The 18,663-nt window shown below is 68.7% G+C and carries 13 protein-coding genes and 1 pseudogene; 12 read left to right on the forward strand and 2 right to left on the reverse strand.

The window, feature by feature from the left end; translation table 11 throughout:
* Nucleotides 1-131: 131 nt before the first annotated feature.
* From ACZ5ZX_RS33755 to ACZ5ZX_RS33795, 9 genes and pseudogenes are all read left to right on the forward strand, one after another.
* On the forward strand, nt 132-1,643 hold the full coding sequence (locus ACZ5ZX_RS33755) for a sodium:solute symporter family protein (protein WP_465506041.1): 1,512 nt from the start codon (nt 132-134) through the stop codon (nt 1,641-1,643).
* A 47-nt stretch (nt 1,644-1,690) separates the two neighbouring features.
* Nucleotides 1,691-2,635, forward strand: a complete 945-nt coding sequence (locus ACZ5ZX_RS33760) for a 5-dehydro-4-deoxyglucarate dehydratase (protein ID WP_465506042.1) — start codon at nt 1,691-1,693, stop codon at nt 2,633-2,635.
* Nucleotides 2,636-2,637: 2 nt separating this feature from the next.
* Nucleotides 2,638-3,894 (forward strand): glucarate dehydratase family protein, encoded by a 1,257-nt coding sequence (locus ACZ5ZX_RS33765; protein ID WP_465506043.1) that lies wholly within the window; start codon nt 2,638-2,640, stop codon nt 3,892-3,894.
* 4 nt (nt 3,895-3,898) lie between these two features.
* Nucleotides 3,899-5,044: a hypothetical protein gene (locus ACZ5ZX_RS33770; RefSeq protein WP_465506044.1), complete on the forward strand. Its 1,146-nt coding sequence runs from the start codon at nt 3,899-3,901 to the stop codon at nt 5,042-5,044.
* 14 nt (nt 5,045-5,058) lie between these two features.
* Nucleotides 5,059-6,516: an aldehyde dehydrogenase (NADP(+)) gene (locus ACZ5ZX_RS33775; protein ID WP_465506045.1), complete on the forward strand. Its 1,458-nt coding sequence runs from the start codon at nt 5,059-5,061 to the stop codon at nt 6,514-6,516.
* A gap of 107 nt (nt 6,517-6,623) precedes the next feature.
* Complete coding sequence (locus tag ACZ5ZX_RS33780; protein ID WP_465506046.1) at nt 6,624-8,969, forward strand: polysaccharide lyase 8 family protein; 2,346 nt, start codon at nt 6,624-6,626, stop codon at nt 8,967-8,969.
* Between the two features lie 424 nt (nt 8,970-9,393).
* Nucleotides 9,394-9,660 (forward strand): annotated as a pseudogene (locus ACZ5ZX_RS33785) (epoxide hydrolase N-terminal domain-containing protein); the annotation flags it as partial.
* A 181-nt stretch (nt 9,661-9,841) separates the two neighbouring features.
* Nucleotides 9,842-10,543: an alpha/beta fold hydrolase gene (locus ACZ5ZX_RS33790; RefSeq protein WP_465506143.1), complete on the forward strand. Its 702-nt coding sequence runs from the start codon at nt 9,842-9,844 to the stop codon at nt 10,541-10,543.
* 71 nt (nt 10,544-10,614) lie between these two features.
* On the forward strand, nt 10,615-11,412 hold the full coding sequence (locus ACZ5ZX_RS33795; protein WP_465506047.1) for an alpha/beta fold hydrolase: 798 nt from the start codon (nt 10,615-10,617) through the stop codon (nt 11,410-11,412).
* On the opposite strand, the gene ACZ5ZX_RS33800 is transcribed toward ACZ5ZX_RS33795, so the two are convergent.
* Nucleotides 11,393-14,149 carry an AfsR/SARP family transcriptional regulator gene (locus tag ACZ5ZX_RS33800; protein WP_465506048.1) on the reverse strand — a complete coding sequence of 919 codons (2,757 nt, stop codon included), beginning with the start codon at nt 14,147-14,149 and terminating at the stop codon, nt 11,393-11,395. The genes ACZ5ZX_RS33795 and ACZ5ZX_RS33800 overlap by 20 nt on opposite strands.
* A 124-nt stretch (nt 14,150-14,273) precedes the next feature.
* Here ACZ5ZX_RS33800 and ACZ5ZX_RS33805 point away from each other — a divergent pair, with 124 nt between their 5' ends.
* A complete protein-coding gene (locus tag ACZ5ZX_RS33805) occupies nt 14,274-14,762 on the forward strand; it encodes a hypothetical protein (RefSeq protein WP_465506049.1) in 489 nt (162 codons plus the stop codon).
* A gap of 339 nt (nt 14,763-15,101) precedes the next feature.
* On the opposite strand, the gene ACZ5ZX_RS33810 is transcribed toward ACZ5ZX_RS33805, so the two are convergent.
* Entirely contained in the window at nt 15,102-15,914 is an 813-nt protein-coding gene (locus tag ACZ5ZX_RS33810; RefSeq protein ID WP_465506050.1) for an SAM-dependent methyltransferase, read from the reverse strand.
* Nucleotides 15,915-16,086: 172 nt separating this feature from the next.
* Between ACZ5ZX_RS33810 and ACZ5ZX_RS33815 the strand changes: the two genes are divergently transcribed.
* Entirely contained in the window at nt 16,087-17,430 is a 1,344-nt protein-coding gene (locus tag ACZ5ZX_RS33815) for a cytochrome P450 (RefSeq protein ID WP_465506051.1), read from the forward strand.
* A gap of 75 nt (nt 17,431-17,505) precedes the next feature.
* A complete protein-coding gene (locus ACZ5ZX_RS33820; RefSeq protein ID WP_465506052.1) occupies nt 17,506-18,570 on the forward strand; it encodes an alpha/beta hydrolase in 1,065 nt (354 codons plus the stop codon).
* Nucleotides 18,571-18,663 lie beyond the last annotated feature (93 nt).

Consider the following 18,663-nt stretch of genomic DNA (forward strand, 5'->3'; position numbering starts at 1 on the left):
ACTTGTGACTCCGGCCATATTAGCGTCCCGAACAGCGTTCTTATGGATGAACATAATCACTATAACAGACTCCGTTCATGGATGTGAACAGCACTAGACCGCATCATCGTGGACGCGGAAAGGAGTCAGCGGTGCATTTGCTGGACTGGATCATGGTGTCCGCGTATTTCGTGCTGATGGTGGTGATCGGCCTGTGGTCACACAGCCGGGTCAGCACGGTCAGTGACTTCTTCACCGCCGGCGGCAAGATGCCGTGGTGGCTGGCCGGGATCTCCCACCACATGTCCGGCTACAGCGCGGTGCTCTTCGTCGCGTACGCCGGCGTCGCGTACACCGACGGCATCACGGTCTACTTCTGGGGCATGGCCAGCATCGGTATCGGCGTCGGCATCGGCAGCTGGCTGTTCGCCGCACGATGGAACCGCCTGCGCTCGAAGCTGGGTGTCTCCTCGCCGCTGGAGTACCTGGCGAAACGCTTCAACGTGCCCACCCAGCAGGCACTGGCCTGGAGCGGCAGCCTGCTGAAGATCTTCGACATCGCGGCCAAGTGGTTCGCGGTCGCGACGATCCTCAACGTCTTCGCGGGCGTGCCCTACACCTGGGGCATCATCATCACCGGTTCGATCACGCTGATCTACTGCACCGTCGGCGGCCTCTGGGCCGACGCGCTCACCGACTTCGGCCAGTTCGTCATCCAGGCCATCGCCGCGATCGTGATGCTGTGGGTCGTGCTGGACAAGCTCGGCGGCGTCTCCGGACTGTGGACCGTGTGGGGCGACCTCCCGCCGAGTCACCTCAACCCGACGACGTCGAAGTTCACCACCGTGGTGTTGCTCGTCTACGTGCTGGTGAAGACCCTGGAGTACAACGGCGGTATGTGGAACCTGGCGCAGCGCTACATGGCCGCGCCGAACACCTTCGAAGCCCGGCGTGGTGCGCGGCTCTCCTCGATCCTGTACCTGGTGTGGCCGCTGGTGATGATGTTCCCGATGTTCGCCGCCCCGCTGCTGATCCCGAACATCTCCAACCCCAACAACGCCTACGCGATCATGACCACGACGTTCCTCCCGCCGGGTCTGGTCGGGCTGGTGCTGGCGGGCATCTTCTCGCACACCATGGCGATGGTCTCCTCCGACGCCAACGCGATCTCCGCCGTCATCACCCGCGACATGATGCCGGTGCTGTGGAAGAAGGCGAAGAACTTCACCGAATCCCAGGGGCTGCTCGCCGCCCGGGTTTCGACGGTGATCTTCGTCGTGCTGACCATGGCGGTCGCCACGCAGGCCGAGAAACTCGGTGGGGTGCTGGGTATCGTGGTGCTCTGGGTCGCGGCGCTGATGGGCCCGATCTCGGTGCCGCTGCTGCTGGGCATGCTGCCGGCGTTCCGCCGGTCCGGTTCCCGTGCGGCGCTGATCTCCTGGGCGGGCGGTCTCATCGCCTACGCGATCGCTTACTACGGCTACAAAGCCACCCTCGCGGTCACCGTCTCCACGCCGATCCTGGTCTCGCTGGCGCTGTTCATCGGGCTCGGCTATCTCATGCCCGAGCGCAAGGCCAGCACGGACGCGATCATCGACACCATCGACCGTGACGACGACGTCGCGGTCAGCAAATCCCAGGACGGCACCACCGTGCCGGCCTGACCGGGCCCGAACCCGGGATCAACCGACAAAGAACGAAAGAGAAATCCATGGTACAGCCCAAGATCGAGCTCGACGGCCTACTGGCGTTCCCGCTGACCCCCTTCACCGAGGGGCTGGAACTCAACCTCGACGCGTTCGCGGAAAACGTCGAGAGCCACGTGGCCGCCGGAGCCGGCGCGCTGTTCGTCGCCTGCGGTACGGGCGAATTCAGCTCGCTGTCCCCGGACGAGCACGCGGCGATCCTGCGCAAGGCTCGTGAGGTCGTCGCCGGGCGCGTACCTGTGTGGGTGGGGGCGGGCGGCGGTGCGTCGTCGGCCCGTGCCGGGATCGCGGCGGCGGAGGCGGACGGCGCGGACGGCGTCCTCCTCCTGCCGCCCTACCTGGTCACCGGCCCGCCGTCGGGGCTGGTCGACCACGTTCGTTACGCCGTCGGCGATTCCTCGATCCCGGTGATCGTCTACCACCGTTCCACCGGGGTCTTCACCCCGGACTCCGCGGCCGCCCTCCTCGACATCCCCTCGGTGGTGGGTCTCAAGGACGGCTTCGGCGACGTCGAACTGATGAGCCGGATCATCACCACGATCCGCTCCGCCGGCACCGACCGCGCGCGGGACTTCCTGTTCTTCAACGGTCTCCCGACCGCGGAGGTCTCCGCGCGCGCCTACTCCGCGATCGGCGTGGCGCGGTACTCCTCGGCCGTGCACTGCTTCGCGCCCGAGATCGCGGCCCGGTTCCACCGCGCGCTCGCCGAGAACGACGACGCGGTGATGGAGGCGCTGCTCGCCGGTTTCTACCTGCCGCTGGTGGCGTTGCGGGACGAGGGGCAGGGCTTCGCCGTGTCGCTGGTCAAGGCCGCCGCGCGGCTGCGCGGCGACAAGGTCGGTTCGGTCCGTCCCCCGCTGGTCGAACCGACGGCCGACCAGATCGCCCGGCTGGAGAAGATCGTCGACGACGGATTCGCCGCCCTCAAGTCCGTCGAGGCCGGTGCCTGAAGATGAAGGTTCTCGACGTCGTCCTGACCCCGGTCGCCTTCGCCGACCCGCCGCTGCTCAACGCGATGGGCGTGCACGAGCCCTTCGCGTTGCGCGGCGTCGTCCAGCTGATCTGCGAAGACGGTGTGGTCGGCCTTGGTGAGTCCTACGGGGACCTCGCCTTCCTCGACCAGGTCCGGAAGGTGCTGCCGGAACTCAAGGGACAGGACGTGTTCGACCTGCCCGGCCTGCGCCGGAAGGTCGCCACCACGCTCGGCGAGGTCGTCTTCGCCGACGCGCACGGGCTCACCGGCGGATTCTCCGTCAGCAAGACCGTCGCCAGCGTGTACTCGCTGTTCGAGGTGGCCGCGCTCGACGCGCAGGGCCACTACCTCGGCAGGCCCGTCGTGGATCTGCTCGGCGGCAAGGCGCGTGACGCCGTCGACTTCTCCGCCTACCTGTTCTACAAGTTCGGTGCCCACCTGGGCGCCGAGGAGGACTCGTGGGGCGAGGTGACCACGCCGGAGGCACTCGTCGGCGAGGCGCGGCGCATGGTCGAGGAGTACGGCTTCGGCTCCATCAAGCTCAAGGGCGGCGCCTTCGATCCCGACCAGGAGATGGACGGTATCCGCGCGCTCGCGGAGGCGTTCCCGGACCACCCGCTGCGGATCGACCCCAACGCGGCGTGGACGGTGGACACCGGCATCCGGGTCGCCGAGGAACTCGACGGCGTCCTGGAGTACCTCGAAGACCCGACCCCGGGCATCGAGGGGATGGCGCGCGTCGCCGAGAGGGCGAGCATGCCGCTGGCCACCAACATGTGCGTCGTGCGCTTCGCGGACATCGAGCCCGCCTTCCGGCAGCGAGCGGTCGGCGTAATACTTTCGGACCATCATTACTGGGGTGGCCTGCGGGACACGCAAGCCCTCTCCACCACGGCGGAATGCTTCGACGTGGGGCTTTCCATGCATTCGAACAGTCATCTCGGGATCAGCCTGGCCGCTATGGTGCACGTGGCCGCGGCGACGCCGCACCTGACCTACGCCTGCGACACCCACTGGCCGTGGAAGACGGCCGACGTCATCGCCCCGGGTGCGCTGGAGTTCGTCGACGGTGCGGTCGCGGTGCCCGACAAACCGGGGCTGGGGGTCGAACTCGACCCCGACGCGCTGGCACGGGCCCATGAAGACTATGTCCGATGTGGACAGACCAAACGGGATGACGTGACCTATATGCGGAAGTTCGTCGGAGACTTCGAACCGAATACGGCGCGGTGGTGACAGGGTGAAGGTCACCGGATACGCCTACCCCTGGGACGTCGACGGCGATCCCGGGTTCGTCGAGCGCGTACGGGAACTCGGCGTCGACGAGGTCGCCGTCGCCGTGTCTTACCACAGCGCCCGCGCGGCGACTCCCTGGTCGCCGGATCGCACCTCGGTCGTCGCGCGCCACGCGGCGCTGTACCGGCCGGTGCGCGAGGAGGCCTGGGGAGAGCTGCGGCCCGCCGAACCGGACTGGGTGGAGAGCCGGGACAGCGCGGGCGACGCCGTCCGAGCGTTGAACGAGGCGGGCATCCCGGCGGCGGCTTGGCTCGTGCTGACCCACAACTCCCGGCTGGGCACGGAGTTCCCCGATTTCACCGTGCGCAACTGTTTCGGTGAGCGGTACCCGTGGGCGCTGTGCCCCGGACAGCCGGCGGTCCGCGAATACGCCGCGAACGTGACGGCGGAGAGTCTCGCGGGGCTCGACTTCGCCTCGGTGATCCTCGAGGCGTGCGGGCCGCTCGGCGCCGTGCACCAGCACCAGCACGAGAAGACCGACGGCGTCTGGTCGCCCGCGGTGGCGCGGCTGCTGTCGATCTGCTGCTGTGACGCTTGCCTGGAGGAGTGGGCCAAGGCGGGCCAAGACCCGGCGAAGGCGCTGGGCAAGCTGCGCGCCGAGGTCCGTCGGCTGATCGACGGCGGTGACCTCCGTGCCACCGAGGACAAGATCCTGCCGACCCTGCGGCAGGTCCTGCTCGACACCCGGCAGAAGGCCACGGACGCGCTCCGGCGCGAAGTGCTCGCGAAGATCCCGTCCGGGCCCAGGATCGTGCTCCACGGCGCGATGGACCCGTGGGTCACCGGCGCGCTGCCCGGGCTGACGCCGTCGGCCCCGGACGACGTCGACGCGGTGGTGCTGCAGAACTGGGCACCCGGACGGCCCAGCGTGGGCGCCGTCGCGGCCGCGCGGGCGAAGCTGCCGGAGAAGGTCGCCGTCGGCAGTTACATCACCGCGGTGGCGGCGAGCCCGGTGCCCGGCATCGAGGCCTACACCACCGAACTCGGCAAGGCAGGCGCCACCGAACTGCACCTGTACCACCTCGGCCTCGCCGGCCCGGGGCGCTGGGCGGATCTCATCGCCGCCGTCAGCGCCGCGCAAGAACTCTAGGAGACGCAGAACCCATGAGCCAGGCAACAGATCCCGCCACGCTCGACCAGATCCTCGCGGCCGCCGCCGATGCGGCAGGCACGGCGGCGGCCGCGACCCCAGCCCAGCGCGCCGGCTGGCTGAACGCCGCCGCGGACGCCCTCGACGCGGCCGCCGACGAGCTGATCGCGCTCGCCGCCGAGGAGACGCACCTCCCGGCTTCCCCTCGGCTGCAGGGAGAACTGAAGCGCACGACGTTCCAGCTGCGCCTGTTCGGCGAGGTGCTGGCCGACGGTGCGTTCCTCGGCGCCACCGTCGACCACGCGGACGCCGCGTGGCCGATGGGCCCGCGTCCGGACATCCGGCGGCTGCTCACGCCGATCGGCCCGGTGCTGGTGTTCGCCGCCAGCAACTTCCCGTTCGCCTTCAGCGTCGCGGGCGGTGACACCGCTTCGGCGCTCGCCGCGGGCTGCCCCGTGGTGCTCAAGGCGCACTCCGGGCACCCCGAGTTGTCCGCCCGCACCGGGGAGGTCCTCCGTGAGGCGCTGGTCAAGGCGGGCGCGCCGGAGGGGATCTTCGCGGTCATCTACGGCCAGCAGAACGGCGTGACGGCACTGAAGGACCCGCGGATCCAAGCGGCGTCGTTCACCGGCTCGGTCCCGGGCGGGCGCGCGTTGTTCGACATCGCGACCTCGCGGCCGTCGCCGATCCCGTTCTACGGCGAACTGGGTAGCGTCAACCCCGTGGTCGTCACGCGCGCGGCGATCGACGCCCGTGGCGAGGCGATCGCCAAGGGCTACGCGGGTTCGTTCAGCCTCGGTGCCGGGCAGTTCTGCACCAAACCGGGTCTGCTGTTCCTGCCCGAAGGACACGGACTGGAAGACACGCTGCGCGAGGCGGTCTCGGCGATCCCGGCCCAGCCGATGCTCAACGAGCGCATCGCGGCCGGATTCGCCGAAGGGCTGGCGAAGCTGAGTGAGGTCGAGGGTGTCGAGGTGCTGTCCGAGTCCGGTGGCGCGGAAGGGATCTCGCACGGCGCGACCCTGCTCGCCACCACCGCCAAGGCCTTCCTCGCCGATGCCGACACCGTCCGCGAGGAATGCTTCGGTCCGGCGTCGCTGATCGTCACCTACGCCGACCAGGCCGAACTGATCAGCCTGCTCGGCGTGATGGAACCGGGGCTCACCGCGACCATCCAGGGCGAAGAGTCCGATGTGGACTGGATCCGCCCGGTGCTGCCGTCGCTGACCCGGGTCGCGGGACGTCTACTGTGGAATGACTGGCCGACCGGCGTCACGGTCACCTGGGCACAGGAACACGGTGGTCCCTACCCGGCGACCACCGCGCCGACCAGTACCTCGGTCGGCACCGCCGCGATCGAGCGGTTCCTGCGACCGATCGCCTGGCAGGGCTTCCCCGACGCGTTGCTGCCGGAACCGCTGCAGGAGAACAACCCGTGGGGACTGCCCCGCAGGACCGACGGGAAACGCTAGAAGACTCGTGAGTGGTAATGACGGTTAGAACCGTCATTACCACTCACGAGGCCCACTACACGCCGCCGCCCCTTGTTGTTGTCTTCGACCTCTTGGGAGGCCTCGTCATGCCCGGATTCGGTTACATCGACCGGAGAACCGCCTTGCGTTCAGGTGCGGCGGCGGCCGCCACGGTCGCGCTCACGACCACTCTCGTGACCCCTTCGTCGGCCCTGCCCGTGTCGGGCACGGCCGCCATCGTGACCGGTTATCGCGAACTGCAGACCGGCATCAACCGGCCGTCGGCGGAACGCGCGGCCGCGCTGGCGAACCTGGACAGGGTCGCGAAGTCCTACCACGACAGCATGACGGTCGGCGGCGGTCCACTGTGGAAGGATCTGCCGCTCGGACCGGGCAGCGAGTTCACCACGTCGATGTACGCGCGGCTGCGCGCGATCGCGGTCAACTGGGGCACGCCGGGCGGTGCGCTGGCCGGTGATCCCGCCGTGCTCGGCCGGATCAAGGCGGCGCTGGAACTGCTGTACACCAGCGATCAGTACAGCGAGAAGACCGCCGAGATCGGCAACTGGTACACCTATGAGATCGGCATCCCGCTCTACCTGCTGCACATCCTCGCGACGGTGGCGGACGAGCTGACCCAGGACGAAATCGCCAGGTATCTGAAGCCGGTGCTGAAATTCTCCGGCAACCCGAACCTTCGCACGAACAACCCGAACGTCGTCGAGACCGGCGCCAACCGCGCGGACAAGTCGACGATCGCCATCGTGTCCGGGGCGATGCTGGGTGACACCGAGCGGATCCGGCGCGGCGTCGGGGCGTTCACCGACGTCGAAGGCGGGGGAGCGGCGAGCGTCATCGCCAAACTCCACCGGGCCGCGGGCGACGGTTTCCACACCGACGGCTCCTTCATCCAGCACGATTCGGTGCCCTATCCCGGGCACTACGGGATCGTCCTGCTCACCGCGGTCGCGGCCGCCGTCCACGTCACCAAGGGCACGGAGTTCGAACTGTCCGCCGACCTCAGGGACGCGGCGTACGCGTTGGTGTCCGACACCTTCGCGCCGTTCGTCTACGCGGGCGCGCTCATGGAATCGGTCCGCGGCCGGTTCCTGTCCCGGCAAGGGGAATCCGCGCACGACATCGGGCACCAGCTCACCGGCGCGGTCGTCCTGCTGGCGCGGTCGGCGAGCGGGAAGCGCAAGGAAGAACTCGGCGGGCTCGCCGCGAAGTGGATCACCGAGGACACTTTCGCGCCGTATCTGAAGATCCCCGATCCCGAGCGGTTCGCACCAGGACCGGACCTCGTCGGTGTGCCCGGCATCGAGTTCGCGCAGGAGTTGCTGGCGACCGGGATCCGGCCGGCCCCGACGGTCGCGACCCACCGCGTCTTCGGCCAGCAGGACCGGATGGTGCACGTCACCGAAGGCTGGTCGGCCTCGCTCGGCGTCGCTTCGACGCGGATCTCGCGGTACGAGTCGGTCAACGCGATGAACCTGCACGGCTGGTACACCGGCGACGGTTCGCTGTATCTGTTCGTGCCCAAGGCCAAGGGACACTTCACCGACGCCTACTGGCCGACGGTCGATCCGCTGCTGCTTCCGGGCACCACGACCAAGACCGGGCCGACGCCGACCCTGGAACAGGTGCCGCTGACCAGCAAGGCCCACTGCGGTGGCGTCCGCTGGGACGCGCGGCACGGTGCGCACGCCCTCGACTTCGTCTCGCAGGACGGCACGCTGACCGCGAAGAAGTCGTGGTTCTTCACGCCGTCGGGGGTGGTCTGCCTCGGCGCCGGGATCACCGACGGCTCCGGTGAGCGGATCCGTACCACGATCGAGAACCGCAACCTCGGCGAGAACGGCTCGGGGGTGCTGCTGGCGGACGGTCGTCTCGTCGGCGGCTCGGAGTCCTTGCGGCGCAAGCGATGGCTGCATCTGGAGAAGGTCGGCGGGTACATCCTGCTCGACGACGCGGAGGTGACCGCGCTGCGCGAGGACCGGACGGGAACCTGGCGTGACGTCGACAAGGGAGCCAACACCAAGGGCACCACGGTGCCCTACACCCGGCGTTACCAGAAACTGGTGATCGAGCACGGGGCGAAACCCGTGGACGCGAGTTACGCCTACGCCGTCCTGCCGACGGCGTCGGTGCTGGAGACGGTCGCGTCGGCCTGGGCGTGGCGTGTGCGGTCCAACACCGCGGCCGTGCAGGCCGTCCGGCTGTGGGACGCGACGCTGCTGGCGAACTTCTTCGCCGCCGGCTCGGTCGACGAGGTGTCGGTGTCCGGTCCGGCGTCGGTGGCGCTGGGCCGCGGAAAGAACGGCTGGCGGCTGGCCGTGTCCGATCCGACGCAACGGCAGGACGTCGTCCGGGTGACGGTGCGACGCAAGACCGTCGAGGTGCCGGTGAAGGACACCTTCGGTGCGACGCAGGTGGTTTCACTCGGTCGATGACCGCCGGTCTTCCTGCACTGTCGCGGGACCGCATGTGCCGTTGGCGGAGCTTGATCAACGGAAGATCAGGGACGAGCCGAGGTAGGCAGGCCTGATTCTGGACGCCTGCTGGGCTTCAGTGTCCACAAAAGACATGCGGGGGGTCGTGAGTGACGATTCGGGTTAGAACCCTCATTGCCACTCACGACCCCCTCCCGAAACCGAGTATCTTGCCCGAACCGGGCACATTTGTCCCGCAAAGTGTCCCTTATGGACAGTCAAGAGCCGGGTGAGGCCCCTTGCGCGAGCCCACTTCCTCCGGAGCCACACGACACGTTCGCCGTGGCCCGCTCTAGCGATGGCGAGTTATACGACTCTGCCTTCCCGGACACCGAGGGAGCCATATAGGACACATCCTGTCCTGTATAGCTCCTACGGTCCTCTCATGACCGACATCGAGCAGTTCCGCATCGACATCCCGCAGTCCGATCTGGACGACCTCACCGACCGCCTCGGCCGTACCCGCTGGCCGTCGGCACTGCCCGGTGCCGAATGGAGCCGGGGCGTTCCGGTCGCCTATCTCAAGGATCTGGCCGAGTACTGGCGCGACGGCTACGACTGGCGCGCGTGGGAGAAGCGGCTCAACGAGTTCCCGCAGTACACCACGGTCATCGATGGTCAACGGTTGCATTTCCTGCATGTCCGCTCGCCGGAACCGGACGCGATCCCGCTGATCATGACGCACAGCTGGCCGAACTCGATCGCCGAGTTCCTGAACGTCCTCGGCCCGCTCACGGACCCGCGCGCCCACGGTCTCGACCCTTCCCGGGCGTTCCACGTCGTCGCGCCGTCCTTGCCCGGTTTCGGCTTCTCGCCCTTCCCGGAACCGGCCGATGAGCGGGCCGTGGGACATCGCGCGGGTGGCGCGGATCTGGGCGGAGCTGATGAGCCGCCTCGGCTACGAACGCTATGGCGCACACGGGAACGACGCCGGCGCGCTGGTGACGCCGTGTCTGGCGGCGTACGCGCCCGAGCACGTCATCGGCTCGCACATCACCTCCGGGCTCGGCGTGCCGATGGGCGACCCGGCCGACTTCGAAGGGCTCACGGAACAGGATCAGGCCGATCTCGCGGGTCTGATGGAACGCTTCGCGGGCGGTAGCGGGTATGCGCCTTATCTGACGAACAGGCCCCAGACGCTGAGCTTCGGCTTCCTCGATTCGCCGGTCGCGCAGCTGGCCTACCTGGTCGAACGGTTCAAGGAGTTCGACGGCTGGCCCGACGGCGCCGGTCCCGCCGAGCCGATCGACCGCGACCTGCTGCTCACCAACGTGACGCTGTACTGGCTGACCGGGACCGGTGGCACTTCGCTGTGGCCGTACTACGAAGGCGCGGCCGCGATGCCGACCGACCAGACCGTGGTTCCGACCGGCGTCTCGCACGGCGGCCCGGCCGCGTTGCGCAAGATCGCCTCGCGCAAGAACGACATCGTGCGCTGGGCCGACCACGAGAGCCCGAGCCACATGGTCGCGATGGCCGTCCCGGAAGACGTGGTGACCGAGATCCGCGAATTCTTCGGAGAACTTCGGCGGTGATGTCGAGCGGTGGTCGTCGGCTCCGACCCATGGGCGAAGATAGCGACGCGAGATCCCCGCGGGAGGAACCGATGACCACCACACTCGAGACCGTGACCTCGGCAGACGGCACCCCGATCGCCTTCGAGCGGTCCGGGGAAGGCACGCCGGTGATCCTGGTCGGCGGCGCGTTCAACGACCGGACGACCGTCGCCGGGCTGGCCACGACGCTGGCCCCGGACTTCACCGCGATCGCCTACGACCGGCGTGGCCGGGGCGACAGCGGCGCGGGCGCGGTCTATTCGGTGGAACGCGAGGTCGAGGACCTCGCCGCGCTGATCGACCACGTGGGCGGTTCGGCGGCGGTCTTCGGGCACTCGTCGGGAGCCGTGCTGGCGCTGGAAGCGGCCGCCCGTGGTGTCCCCATGACAAGCCTCGCGGTGTACGAGCCGCCGTACATCGTCGACGACAGCCGTCCGAAGCCCGCGTCCGACCTTTTCGACCGCGTCCGGGCGCTGATCGCCGACGGCGATCGCGACGACGCGGCGGAACTGTTCCTGACCGAAGCGGCGGGCACTCCGGCCGAGGTCGTCAAGGGGATGCGGGACGACCCGTTCTGGGCCTGGTTCTCCGGGCTCGCCCACACCTTGCCCTACGACATCGCGCTGTGTGGTCCCGGCAGCGCCCTCCCCGCGGGCAGGCTCGCGAAGATCACCGCACCGACGCTGGTCATGGACGGCGGGGAGAGCGACGCGTGGATGCGGGCCGCCGCCCGCGCCGTCGCCGAGACCGTCCCCGGTGCCCGGCAGGTCACCGTCGAAGGCCAGGACCACGGCGTCCTCCAGCAGCCGGACGTCCTGCGCGGACCGCTCACCGAATTCCTTCGGTGACGACCAGCAGCGGTTCGGACAGGCCCATCGCGGCGTAGTGGTCCCGCGCCGCCCGGAACTCGGCGCCTGCCTCCTCGCCGAGCGCGGCGCGGGCCTGCCCGATCCCGGCCAGCGCGCGGGCCTCCTGCAGCCGGTAGCCGATCCGCTTCGCCGTTTCGAGCGCGAGGCGGTGCCGCGCGAGGCTCGCCGAAGCTTCGCCGAGGGCGAGACAGGCGGTGCCCAGGCTGTTGGCCGCCATGGTCAGCAGCAGCGGATGGTTGAGCCGGGCGAGCACGCCGCACGCGCGTTCGGCGTGCTCGCGCGCCTCGGCGGGCCGACGGGCGAGGAGGAGGGCGTCGGCGTGGTCGATCAGGCTCCACGCCTCGCCGAACAGGTACCCGAGTTCCCGTGACGAGCTTATCGAGCGTTCGGTGACCTCGAACGCTTCCTCGAACCGGCCGAGCCGGGCGAGGACCAGGCCGAGCTGGGCCGAACTGAGGACCGTGTTCCGGGGGTCTTCGCGCAGCTCCACCGACCGCCGGGCGGAGGCCAGCGCCTCGTCGAGCAGGCCGAGGGTCTCCTGAACGTTGCTGAGGTTGCTCCAGAGCGTGGCGGTGGTTTCGGGGTCGACGGTCCTTTCCGCCGCCGCGAGGCCGTCGCGATAGAACCGGATCGCCTCGGGGTAGCGGCCGAGCATGCCGTGCAAAGCACCCGCTCTGGAGAGGGCCATCGCTTCGGCGGCGCGGTCTCCGGACGCGCGGACGACCTCCAGCCGCTCAATGGCGCAGCGCATCCCCTCGGCGAGCCGCCCGTTCTCCCAAAAGGCCAAGGTGAGGCTCGCGAGGCTCCGCTGGATCGTGTGCGGGTCACCGGTCCGGCGGGCGGCGGCGACCCCGGTTCGCGCCACGGCGAGCAGTTCGTCGAGATGCCCGCTCTCCCGGAGGTGTTCCGCGGTGTTCTCGGCGATCCGGCAGGCGTGGTCATCGAGGCCTGCGTCGAACGCGTGGCGGGTCACCGCGACCAGATTGGCCCGTTCCGCCACATACCAGCCATCACCCCCGCCGTCGCGGTAGTGATCGAGCAGCCTGCCCAACGCCGGAGCCGATTCCTCGTCATTCCCGGCGTTGCGGGCATGCTCGGCGATGAGGTCGTGGAACGAGTACCGGCCTAGCGACGGCTGCCTGAGCAGATGGGCGTCGAGCAGATCTTCCAGCAACCGCTCGGCTTCGGGCTCGCTGACCCCGGCCAGCGCGGCGGCCGCGGGTATGCCGATGTCGGTACCCGGATTCCTGCCCAGCAGCCGGAACATACGCTGCCGATCGGGGTCGAGTTCCTGATAGGACAGTGCGAACGCGGCGGCGACGTCGCGTCCGGCGACCTTCAGTTCGGCCAGTCTGTCGTGTTCGGAACCCAGCCGTTCGGCGAGGGTCTCCACGGTCCATTGTGGACGATGTTGCAGCCGGGCCGCCGCGATCCGGATCGCCAGCGGCAGGTTCCCGCACAACGCGGCCACGCCCGAGTCCGGCCGTCCCGACGCCGCGGCGAACAGGGCACCCGCCTGTTCGTCCGGCAGGACTTCGAGGCTGATCGACGCGGCGCCGTCGATGGCGGCCAGCCGCCGCCTGCCGGTGACCACGAGGGCGACCGTGGCCGAGCCGGGCAGGAGCGGCCGCAACTGGTCGGCGCTCGCGGCGTTGTCGAGCACCACGAGCAGGGAGCGGCCCGCGGTTCTGGTCCGCCACAGTTCGGCCCGCCGGTCCACGCCGCCAGGGAGCCTGCTCGCCGGGACGTCCAGCTGCCCGAGCAGGGCTTCGAGCGCGGCCTCGGGCGGAAGCGGTTCGCGGCCGGGGGAATGGCCGTGCAGGTCCACGAACAGTTGCCCGTCGGGGAAATCGGCGGCGAGCCGGTGTGCGGCGTGGACGGCGAGCGAGGTCTTGCCGACGCCCGCCATCCCGTCGAGCACCACGGGTCTGCCGAGGCGGACGGCGTCGGTAAGGCGGCGGATCTCGGCTTCCCGGCCGGTGAAATCCGGGACGTCGTAAGGGAGGAAGCAGCGAGCCTTGCCGTACTCCGGCTCGTCGCGGAGAATCCGCTCGTAGAGTCCGCGCAGCTTCGGGCCCGGGTCGATCCCGAGTTCGTCCACCAGCCGTGTCTGTGCCTGCCGATAGGCGTTCAGCGCGTCGGCCTGTCTGCCCTGCTGATGGAGCGCGCGCATGAGCAGCCCGGCGAACGCCTCGCGGAACGGATGCTCGGCGACCAGTGCCTTCAGCTCGGCGACGCGGTCTTCACCGGCGGAAATCTCTTCGTCGAGACAACGTTCCACAACGGACAGTCGGCGTTCGTCGAGCTCATCGGCTTCACCGCGCAGCACAGGACTGTCCACACCGGACAGTGCTGGGCCGTTCCAGCACGCGAGTGCCTCGCGGAACTCGCCGCGTGAGACGTGGTCCTCGAACGAGCGCAGATCGAACGCGGGCGGGCGCAGGACGAAGCCGGGTCCCTCGGCGGTCAGGACGTCTTCGCCGGCGCCCTCGGCGAGGAGGGTGCGCTTCAGCGCGGTGGTGAGGTTGCGGATCTGCCGGGTGGCCGTGGCGGGCGGGTCCTCGTCCCAGACGACGTCCACCAGCCGCGAAACCGAAACGACACGATCGGCGCCGAGCAGCAGCGCGGCCAGGATCCGCTCCTGCCGTGGACCCGCCAGCTTCAGCGGCCGTGCGCCTGCGCGGCACTGCACCGGCCCCAGTACCCGGAACTCCATCACACCCCCTCCCGCGAGGTTAACCGGCCATGAGCCCGCGCCGGTGCGGAAGTGATGCAGCTGTGATGCGCCGTCCGGCGAACCTGCCGGTGGACGAAGTATCGGACGTGATGAGGAGAACCCTATGCGCAAGCGGTATTACGCGGCGTTGGCCGGGCTGGTCGTGGCGGCGGCGGGAATCGGCGTGCCCGCCGCGGCGACCGCGGGCGAGCAGCAGGCCGAGAGCGAGCGGCAGGCCTGCCAGCGCTCGTTCGACCGCGCCGTTTGGGAGGACATGGACAGCTACAACAAGCGTGACGAGGCCCGCTACCGCGCGATCATCCACCAGAACATGGTGACCGTCGGGCGCAAGGGGCAGCTGATCATCGGCTACAAGGACAACGTGGAGCCGGTGGTCGACATCCAGTTCAAGCTCCCGTACGAGTGGAGCATGCCGTGGACGGTCACGCACACCGTCGTCGAGGACTGCAAGATGGGTTTCGCGCTCCTGGACGCCTACTACAAGGCACCGTCACAGAACGTCGACCGGCACTACACGATCAGCCTGACGCTGGTGCGCGAACACGGTAAGTGGCAGGTCATCAAGGACACCGTGACCGACGTCCTGCCCTGATGAGGTCGTGAGCGGTCGGGTTGTGAAGGCCTCCTTGAGGGAATCAGATTCCCTCAAGGAGGCCTTCACAACCCGGACCACCACAGGTGGGCGCCGTGACTGTGTGGATTTCGCTTCATCTAACGCAGCAAAATCCACACGGCCGGTCAGCACTGCCACGCACGCGGCCGAACACCGCGCCTGGGGCGCAGTCGAAGCCGTTGATCCCACCGCCCGGCCGTGGGGCGACAGCCCGCGCGCCTCGGCCAGGCCCAGCAGGCGCTCGACCGCCGCCGGGCGCAGCGTGCACGACCAGTCCGAGCCCATGGCACGCCTCATCACCACGCGCGAGGCTTGCCCCTACGCCTTCCGGCCGACCCCCGCATACGGGAGCGCGTTGATCCCCGGGTCGTCGGACATGTCGCCGGCACCCTGCGGGTTCCACATCGCGCAACCGACGACACCGGGCTCGACGACTTCGAAACCGTCGAAGAACGACAGCACCTGGTCGTGTGTGCGGGGGATGGGATTGTTCTGCGTGCTCCGGTACGCCTCGATGGCCTCGTCGAGACCGCTCGAGTCCGCGTCGGCGGCGACGTGCGAGATGGCGAGGAAGCTGCCGGGCGCGATGCGTTCGCGGTAGCGGGCGAGGATCGCATGCGGTTCCCACGAGTCCGGCACGAAATGCAGCAGCAGCAACATGAACACACCGACCGGCTGGTCGAGGTCCAGTAGTTCCTTCGCTTCGGGCGCGTCGAGGATGTCGTTGACGTCGCGCAGGTCGGCTTGGATGGCGGCGCAGCGGTCGTTGTCGCCCAGCAGCAGTTTGGCGTGCGCCACGGCGACCGATTCACGGTCGACGTAGACCACCCGGCAGTCCGGATCGGCCTGCTGGACGATCTCGTGCAGGTTGCCGACGGTCGGGATACCGGAGCCGATGTCGAGGAACTGCCGCACGCCCGCTTCCACCATGTGCAGCGCGGCACGGCGCAGGAAGGCGCGGTTGAGCCTGGCCGCGTCGCGGATTCCCGGCATGATCCGCAGGATCTGTTCGCCGAGTTCACGGTCGGCCTGGAAGTTGTGGTCGCCGTCGAGCCAGTAGTCGTAGACCCGGGCGGGATTCGGCACGGTCGTGTCGACCTCGGGGGGCACCCAGTTCGGGTTCGCAGTCACCGTCGTCGCCGCCGTTTCCGTGGGAATCCGTTGGGGCACAGGATTCTAGCGGGTCACGGGGAGCGGACCGCCATCGTCCGATCGTGTGGACATGCGGCGGTGGAACCCCGTCCGCCCTCCGGCGGTCCTAAGGTGACCGGGTTCAGCGTCCAGGCACCGGGAGAAGAGCACGATGGCACCACCTCCGGACGTCGCCGTCGCACCGGGCCGCTGGCCGCTGCTGGGACATACCGTCGCGATGCTCCGTGACCCGCTGAAACTGCTGTCGTCACTGGGATCGCACGGCGACGTCGTCCGGCTCGACTTCGGCCCGATGCCCGTTTACCTGGTCACGACACCGGAACTGGCCTGGCGGCTGCTCGCCGTCGACTCGGCAAAGTTCGACAAAGGCCTTGTGTTCGACAAAATGCGGCCGTTGTTCGGCGACGGGCTCGCCACTTCCAACGGCGCGTTCAACCAGCGGCAACGGCGGATGATGCTGCCCGCCTTCCAACGAAGCCGTATCGAGCTCTACGCCGAGACGACGATGACAAAGCTCGCTGTAGAGCTTGCCGACTCGTGGAAACCGGGCGAGGTGGTGGAATTCGACCGGCGGATGCAGGATCTCGCGCTGACCATCTCCGGGCGCACGCTGTTCTCCGCGGAACTCGGCGACGAGGCACTCGCCGAGATCCAGCGGTCGATCCCGATCATGCTGAAGTACGTCATGGTCCGGGCCTTTTCGCCGAAGTTCGTGGAGCGGCTGCCCATTCCGGCGAACCGCGAGTTCGACGCCGCGGCGGTGCGCCTGCGACGGGTCATCGGCGAGGCCGTCCTCGAGGCGCGCGAGAAGGGCGGCGACCGGGGCGATCTGCTGTCGATGTTGTTGCTGGCCAGGGACGACGAGACCGGCGAGAAGATGACCGACCGTCAGGTCGAGGACGAGGTCATCACCATCCTCACCACCGGCGCCGAGACCACCGCCGTCGCGCTGGCCTGGTTCTTCCACGAGATCGGGGCGCGGCCGGACATCGAGCGCCGGTTCCACGCCGAGGTCGACGAAGTACTGGCCGGCGGTCCCGCCCGCTTCGACCATCTGCCCCGGCTGGTCTACACGCAGCGGATCATCAACGAGGTCGTCCGCCGGACCCCGCCGGTGATCCTGATGCGGCGCGCACGCGAGGACGTCGAACTCGGCGGGGTGCGCATTCCCGCCGGTACCGAGGTCGCCGTCAGCCAGCACACCCTGCACCGCGATCCGCGCTGGTTCCCCGAACCCGACCGTTTCGACCCGGACCGCTGGGAGCCGGAGCGGACAGCCGCCTTGCCGAAGGGCGCGTTCATCCCGTTCGGCGCCGGCGCCCGGCTGTGCCCCGGCCACCAGTTCGCTCCCACGGAGATCGCCTTGGTCGCGGCGACGATCGGCGCGCGGTGGCGGCTGGAGCCGCTACCAGGGGTGAAGGTCTTTCCCAAGATCAAAGCGACCATGCAGCCGAACCGGCTGCCGATGACCGTGGTGGCCCGGGAATCGGGCTGACGGTGAGCGTCCGGTCACCAGGTGTAGGGTTCGTGCTCCTTCCGAGCGTTCCCATTCCGGAGAGGATTTGTGAGAATGCCGCTCAAACTGGCCACGGCGGTGGCCGCCTGCTGCGTGCTCCTCGGTGGTTTCCTGATCGCCGCCCCGGCCCCGGCCGATGAACTCCCGGCCGCTGAAATCCGTTGCACGGACATGGATCTGCCGGTCACCGGCCCGCTCGGCGAACCGGCGACGGTGCACGGCCGGTTCTGCCTGCCGGAGGGGCCGGCGCCCGAGGCGGTCCAGCTCCTGGTGCACGGCGGCACCTACAACAGCGCCTACTGGGACCTGCCCTACGACCCGGATCGCTACTCGTATCAGCGCGACATGGCCAAGCACGGCTACGCGACCTTCGCCGCGGATCAGCTCGGTTCGGGCCGGAGCAGCAAACCGCTCAGCCTTCCGCTGCTGCTGCCGGTGCTGGCGCGGTCGATGCACGAGGTGGTCGGGCATCTGCGCGCCGGCCGGGTCGGCGGGACGCCGTTCGGAAAGGTCGTGATCGTCGGGCATTCGGTCGGTTCGGGCATCGTCGCGGCCGAGGCGTCGACGTATCAGGACGTCGACGGCGTCATCCTCACCGGCATCACGCATCTCCCGTCGGTACCAGCCTTGACCTTCGGTGTGCTTTTCGGCCTGCAGCCCGCGTTCATGGACGATCGGCTCGGTTCACTCGGCAGCGATCCGCTCTATTTCGCGACGAAACCGGGAGCGCGTGCCGGACTGTTCTACGCGACGGAAAATGCCGACCCGCGCGTCATCGAGGCGGATGAAGCGACCAAGGATCAGGTTTCGGTTCCGGGAATGGGAACCGTCGCCGTGTTCGGGATCGTGCTGCCCGCGACGAAAGCGATCAGGGTGCCGGTTTTCCAGGTGGTCGGGGAGAAGGACATCCTGTTCTGCGGTTTTTTCGCCCTTCGGGACTGTTCGAGCGCGGAGACGCTGCGTCCGGCGGAAGCGCCGTACTACCGGCCCGAAGCGGAGCTTTCCACGTATGTTCTGTCCGGTGCCGGACATTCGGTGGCGTTACACCGCAACGCGTCGGAGTATCGGGATGCCACTCGCCTATGGTTGAGGGATAAGGTCGGTGTTGCACTACCGTAGGGTTACCACCCGTTCGGGTGATCAGTAAACCGTGAGTACGACCCGAGAATCGTGGAGGATGTTCCTCCACGACGGAATGCGAAAACGACCCCA

This window comes from Amycolatopsis sp. NPDC033938 (genome assembly GCF_055575975.1).